The sequence below is a fragment of the Cupriavidus sp. SK-4 genome (assembly GCF_000611125.1).
Taxonomy (GTDB): Bacteria; Pseudomonadota; Gammaproteobacteria; order Burkholderiales; family Burkholderiaceae; genus Cupriavidus; species Cupriavidus necator.
This window is the reverse complement of sequence record NZ_JFJW01000153.1, coordinates 1,283-8,137: the sequence shown is the minus strand read 5'-3', so window position 1 is coordinate 8,137 and position 6,855 is coordinate 1,283. Positions and strand designations below refer to the sequence as shown.

Sequence of the window (6,855 nt, the reverse complement as noted above, 5' to 3'; positions counted from 1 at the left end):
TGCTGGCGCTGTCCGGCCTGCTGGCCTTCGCGCTGCGGCGCCGCATGTAGGCCCGGCGGCCGGCTCAGGCGTCGTCGCCGCGGGCCGGGCGCCGCGCCAGCCACCACTCCTGCAAGACCCAGCACAGCAGGCCGGCCACGGCGCCGGCCGCGTGCGCGATGCGCACCACGCCAAAACCCCAGGCCGGATCGAACACCACCGGCGCCAGCCACGACTGTTCCACCCAGACCTTGGCCAGCACGCCCAGGCACAGCAGCACGCCGGTAACACGCGCCAGGCCCGACGCCCGCAACAGCCCGAGCGCGCCCCACAAGGCCAGCCCGTGCAAGGCGCCTGAGAGCCCGCCATACCACGCAATCGCCGGCACGCGCAGCAGCACCACCTGCACGCCGATGCCGCAGGCAACCAGCACCAGCAATAGCGTGCGCGCACGCGCCACGCGCGCGGCGATGGCCAGCACGCCGGTGGCCGCCAGCGCGTCGGCCAGCCAGTGGTGTCCGTCCAGGTGCACCCACATGGCGGTGGCCAGGCGCCACCACTGGCCGTCCAGCCGCACCGCATCGCGCAGGTAGAGGCCGTGCGCATGCCACCACGGCATGAAGGTGAACCAGGCCGACAGCGCCCACACCAGCGCGATCGCCGCCAGCAGCCCCGGCCACGATGCCCCGGCGGGTGCCGGCGGAACTGCCGCGTCAGGCCTCACCGAACACGGCCTGCCACAGTGCGCGCACCTGTCCGGTCTGCTGCGCCACCGACGCGGGCGCGACCCGCGCGTGCGCCTGCCCCTCGAGCCGCAGCTGGTGCTGGCGCGCGCGGAACAGCCGGTAGGCATCGCCCACCGCCAGTGCCAGCGTGGCGTCGATCAGGCCCAGCTCGCCCGCTTCGCGCAGCAGCGCGATATTGCCCGCGTTGCGCGTCAGCTGCGGGTGCGCCCGGCTGTGCAGCAGCACCAGGTACTGCACCGTGAATTCGATATCGACCATGCCGCCGCGATCGTGCTTCAGGTCGAACAAGTCGGTCGGGTTGGGATGGCCTTCGGCGACCTTGCGGCGCATCTGCACGATCTCGCCGCGCAGCGCGGCGGCATCGCGTTCCTGGCACAGCACCTCGCCGCGCAGCCCCTCGAAGCGGTCGCCGATGGCGGCATCGCCGGCGCAGAAGCGCGCGCGCGTCAGCGCCTGGTGTTCCCACACCCAGGCGGTGTTGTCGCCTTCGCGCAGCTGGTAGCGGCGGAACGCCTCGAAGCTGGTCACCAGCAGGCCGGCCGCGCCGTTCGGGCGCAGCCGCGTGTCGACGTCGAACAGCGCACCGGCGGCGGTATGGCTGGTCAGCCAGGTGATCAGCCGGCGCGCATAGGCAGCATAGACGTCGGGCGCGCGCTCATGGTCGTCGTCGTACAGGAAGATGATGTCCAGGTCCGAGGCATAGCCCAGTTCCTTGCCGCCCAGCCGGCCGTAGGCGATCACCGCAAAGCGCGGCGTGTCGCGGTGGCGCGTGGCCAGCTGGCGCCAGACCGTTGCCAGCGTGGCCTCGAGCATGGCATCGGCCAGGTCGGACAGGCGGTCGGCCACCTGCTCAACCGTCAGCATGCCCTGCAGGTCCTGCAGCAGCACGCGGAAGGTCTCGACATGGTGCTCGCGCCGCAGGATGTCCATCTGCTGCTCGACCTGGCCTTCGGCGGCCAGCAGCCGCTCATGCAGGCGCTTGCGGAAGGCGGCCCAGTCGGGCGCGCCGGCCAGCGCATCGCTGTCGAGCAGTTCGTCCAGCAGCTGCGGGTGCCGCGTCAGGTAGGCCGCGGCCCAGCGCGAGGCATGCAGCGTCTGCGCGACGCGGTCCATCGCCTGCGGATACTCGGACAGCAACGACAGGTAGGAGGCGCGGCGGCTGATCGCCTCGAGGAAGTCGATAAAGCGCGCGATGGTGCTGTCGGCGTCTTCCTGGCGCGCGGCCAGGTCAAGCGCGCGGTTCACCAGCTGGTCGAAGCGCGCGCGGCTGGACTCGGACAGCGCGCGGTAGCGCAGCGACGAGGCGATCGCGCGCATCCGGTCCAGCAGCCCGGTGCAGTCGGTGAAGCCGGCGGCCTGCAGCCGCTGGCAGGGCGCGGCGTCATCGTCGCAGGCCGCATCGTCCTGCTTCTGTTCCGGGTTGTCCTGCGCTTGCGCGGCGTTATCGTCGAACACGATGCCCGGCCACAGCGCTTCGCACGGGGCGGCATCGGGATCCGAGAAGGTGGCCTCGAACTGCTGCGCCACCGGCTCCTGCAGCGCCGCCAGGCGCGCCAGCAGTTGCTGCCAGTCGGCGCAGCCCATCATCCGCGCCACCGCCAGTTGTTCGTCGGGCGAAGTCGGCAGGTGGTGGGTCTGGGCGTCGTCGCGGTACTGCAGCCGGTGCTCCAGCTGGCGCAGGAAGCGGTAGGCATCGCCGAGCTGCTCGGCCTGGCCGGCGGGCAGCAGCCCGCGCTCGACCGCCACCGCCAGCACTTCCAGCGTCGGGCGCACGCGCAGCACCGGGTCCTGGCCGCCGCGGATCAGCTGGAACACCTGCGCCATGAATTCGATCTCGCGGATGCCGCCGCGGCCCAGCTTGATATTGAACGAACGCTGGTTGACGCCGTGCCCCGCCAGCCCGCCGCTGCGCTTGGCGGCCTCGCTGCGGATCTGCGCGTGCAGCGAGCGGATGGCGGCGATCACGCCGTAGTCCAGGTAGCGGCGGAACACGAAGGGCGTCGTCAGCCGCGACAGCAGGCTGGCGGTGCGCTGCGCGTGCGGCGTGTCGAGCGCCGACACCACGCGGCCCTTGATCCAGGCATAGCGCTCCCACTCGCGCCCCTGCACCACCAGGTATTCCTCCAGCATGCCCAGGCTGCACGCGAGCGGTCCGGCGTCGCCGTTGGGGCGCAGCCGCATGTCGACGCGGAACACATAGCCGTCGGCGGTCACCTCGGCCAGCAGGTTGATCAGCCGGCGTCCCAGCCTGATGAAGTACTCGTGGTTGGACAGGCTGCGCGAGCCGCCCTGGGTCTCGCCGTCCTCGTCATAGAGGAAGATCAGGTCGATGTCGGACGAGACATTGAGCTCGCGCCCGCCCAGCTTGCCCATGCCCACCACCACCAGCTCCTGCACCTCGCCGCTGTGGGCGCCGACCGGGCGGCCGAAAGTGGCAGCCAGGTCGTCGCCCAGCATCGCCAGGCCATGCTGGATCGCCAGCTCGGCCAGGTCGGTCATGGCGCCGGTGACCTCGCCCAGTGTGGCCAGGCCGCGCAAATCGCGCTCGATCACCGCGCACATCACTTCGGCGCGCAGACGGCGCAGGGTGCGCTTGGCGGATTCCTCGGCATCGGCCGAGGGCTCGTGCAGCGCCTGCAGCCGCGCCTGCATCCAGGCGCGCGTCAGCGGCTGGGCGACCGCGGCGGCCAGGATGGCCGGCAAATCCGGCCGGGCCTGCAGCACGCGGCGCGCGTAGTGCGAATACGCAGCCGAGTACAATACGTGGCCGCCTGCATGGCCAACCCCGTCAGCCGGCTGCAGCCCCTGCGCCGCGGTGATGGCGAAGGCGCCGGCAGCCATGGTGCCGGGGCCCGGCCCCGGCACCATGGCTGCCGGATTGGCCGGATCCGGTGTGGCGCGCGCGCCATGTTGATCAGCAGCGTCGCCAGCGGCGGAACTCGTCGGTTCAGAGGCAGTCATTCCAGTATTTGAAATGCGAGAAAAGGTGCGGCCTGTGGTTTGCCCCGCGGTTCACCCGATGCTCGCGTCTTGTTGTCCGCGCAGCGGGCGCGCCATCGTGGCTATTGTCGCTTCGGGTGCGCGCAGCTTGCGCGTTCTTGTTTCAGCCGGCCGGGCACCAGATTGGAGAGCGGCTAGTATTGTCGGATAATCTGCGCATGTCCAGCCGCGCCCCACAACCCGCTGATGGTTCCCCCCCCAATGGCGGCGCGGGCGGGCCGGAGGCCGCCTCCACCCTGGCCCCGCCACACCCCGTGAATCCCCCGGCCAACGATGCCACCAGCGCCCGGCGCAACGGTTTCGCCGGCGCGTTCCTGCGCGCCTGCGCGCGCGGCGTGGCGGTAGCCGTGCGCCACCCGTGCTGGCGCGGGCTGGGCCGCGCGCTGGTGCGGCTGGCGCTGGTGCTGGCCGCGCTGGCGCTGGTGGCGGGCCTGCTGATCCGCTTCGTGCTGTGGCCACAGGCATCCACCGCGCGCCAGTGGCTGGAAGAGCGCGGCTCGGTGGCGCTGTCGGCTAAGGTCAGCATCGGCGCGCTCGATACCTACTGGGACGGCTGGCACCCGGCCTTCCGCGCCCGCGGTCTGCGCGCCGTGGACCGTGAACAGCGCGTGCTGCTTGCGGCCGCCACGCTCGACGGCAAGCTGTCGTGGCGCTCGCTGTTCAGCATGAACCTGCAGTTCGTCAGCCTGGGCGCGACCAGCACCGACATCCTGGTGCGGCGCACGCCCGAGGGCCGGCTGCTGGTGGGCGGCATGCTGGTGGACTCAACCGGCGGCCAGCAGGACGACGACCGCTTCCTGGGCTGGCTGATGTCGCAGGGGCGCGTGGCGCTGTCCGACGGCAAGCTGCGCTGGCTGGACGAGAAGGCAGGCCTGCCGCAGCTCGATATCGGCGAGATCCGCCTCGATACCCGCCGCGACGGCGCGCGCCATACGCTGACGCTGGAAGCGCGCTCGCCGGCGCTGGGGCCGAGCCCGCTGGTGGTGAAGTCCGCCTTCAGCAACGACTATCTGCACAGCGCCGGCAACTGGCGCCACTGGGCCGGGCAGGCCAGCTGGGACCTCGGCCAGCTGCAGCTGCCGGTGCTGCAGCGCTACCTGGCGATGTTCGAGCGCGCCGCCAGCGGCACCTTCAGCACCGACGGCAGCATTGAATTCCGCCAGGGCCGCATCGTGCGCAGCCAGACGCGGCTGCGCGCCAGCGGCGTCGACCTGCAGCTGGCCGGCGCCTCCGCCCCGCTGCGCCTGGCCAATGCGCAGGCCTTCCTGCTGCACCGGACCGAACGCGACGGCAGCAACCTGCTGACCGTCGACACCCTGCTCTGGCAACCCCAGCCCGCCAGCGACGACGAGGGCACCCCCGCCGACAGCACCTGGCGCGAAGGCATGCGCAAGGTCACCCTCGGCTGGGCCACCGGCAATGACGGCACCCTGCGCAAGTTCTCGCTGAAGGCGCCCACGCTGGACCTGAACACGGTGCGCGCGGCGGCCAGCTCGATGCCGCTGGACACCGCGGTGCTGCGCCGGCTGCGCGCGCTGCAGCCGGCGGGCCACATCGACAACCTTAACGTGACCTGGAGCCGCGAGCGCGCCGGCATGCTCGAGCGGGGCGGCGGCAAGCCGCTCTACAGCGTGCAGGGCACGCTGCGCGACGTCTCGGTCAACGGCCAGCCGGCCGTGCCCGCGCTGGACGCCAGCGGCCACCCGCGGCTGGGCACGCCCGGCTTCTCGCACCTGTCTGGCACCTTCTCATTTGATGACAAGCAGGGCAATGCCCGCTTCGAAGGCAATGGCGCGGCACTGGTGCTGCCTGGCCTGTTCGAGGAGCCGCGGCTGCCGTTCGACCAGATCGGCGGCGAAGTGCGCTGGACCCATGCCGGCGGCAAGCTCGCGGTCACGCTGGACGGCGTGCGCTTTGCCAATGCCGATGCGGCCGGCTCGGTGCGCGGCACCTGGCGCGCAGGCGGCGACGGTGTCTCCGGCATCGCCGACCTGAGCGGCGACATGACCCGCGCCCAGGTGGCGCGCGTGCCGCGTTACCTGCCGCTGAGCATTCCGGCCGGCACCCGGCACTACCTGGCCGGCGCGCTGGCGGGCGGCGAAGCTGCCGGCGTGAGCTTCGTGCTGCGCGGCGACCTGGCGCATTTCCCGTTCCATGCCCCGCGCGAGAAGGCCGGCGAGTTCCGGGTCGAGGTGCCGATCGAACACGTCAGCTACCAGATCGCCCCGCACCAGACCGCAAGCGGCACCACCACCGGCGCGCAGGCGTGGCCCACCTTCACCGACATTGCCGGGCGGGTCGTGTTCGACCGCGGCGGCATGACCTTCCTGGCGAGCCGGGCCACGGTCCACGATATCCCCGGCGTCACGCTGCAGGATGTCAAGGGCCGCATCGACGACCTTGGCCCGCGCGGCAAGCTGGTGATCGACGGCGGCGCCAGCGGACCGGTACAGGGCTTCCTGCGCTACATCAACGCTTCGCCGGTGCGCGAATGGACCGGGCACGTGGCCGATGCGGCGCAGGCCCACGGCAACGGCGAACTCAGGCTCAAGCTCGACATGCCGCTGGAACACGCCGATGCCGCCAAGGTGGACGGCCGCTTCCGCTTCCCCGGCAATGATGTCGTGCTCAGCCCGCAGCTGCCGCAACTGGGCCACGCCAACGGCACCATCACGTTCAATGAACACGGTTTCGGGCTGGAGAACATGCGGGCCCGCTTCCTCGGCGGCGAGATCCGGCTCGGCGGCGGCACCCAGCCTGACGGCGCCACGCACGTCACCGCCAGCGGCAACGTCTCGGCCGCCGGGCTGCGCGAGGCCGCCGCGGGCTCGGCGCTGGCGCCGGTGGCCGCGCGGCTCGAGGGCAGCACCAGCTACAGCGCCGTGATCGCCACGCGCGAGCGCCAGCTGCAGGTGCAGCTGAGCTCCGAACTGAACGGCATGGCGATCGGCCTGCCCGCGCCCCTGGCCAAGGCCGCGGCGCAAGACCTGGCGCTTCGCGTGGACCTGCGCCCGGCCAGCGCCCCGGGCCGCGCCGGCACCAGCGAGCTGGTGCTGCAGCTGGGCCATGCGCTGAACGCGCGCTACCTGCTGCGCCGCGACCAGGGCGGCGGCATCGACGTGCTCGCCGG

The 6,855-nt window shown here is 72.0% G+C and carries 3 protein-coding genes; 1 reads left to right on the top strand and 2 read right to left on the bottom strand.

Annotated elements, in window-relative coordinates:
* Nucleotides 1-64 precede the first annotated feature (64 nt).
* Nucleotides 65-703, bottom strand: coding sequence for a rhombosortase (rrtA, locus tag CF68_RS30485; protein ID WP_035826343.1), 639 nt, complete (start codon nt 701-703; stop codon nt 65-67).
* Entirely contained in the window at nt 693-3,686 is a 2,994-nt protein-coding gene (gene glnE, locus CF68_RS30480; RefSeq protein WP_035826341.1) for a bifunctional [glutamate--ammonia ligase]-adenylyl-L-tyrosine phosphorylase/[glutamate--ammonia-ligase] adenylyltransferase, read from the bottom strand. Before glnE ends, rrtA begins: the two co-directional genes overlap by 11 nt.
* Nucleotides 3,687-3,883: 197 nt before the next feature.
* Between glnE and CF68_RS30475 the strand changes: the two genes are divergently transcribed.
* On the top strand, nt 3,884-6,855 hold a 2,972-nt coding region (locus CF68_RS30475), incomplete at its 3' end, for a YhdP family protein (protein WP_235205945.1).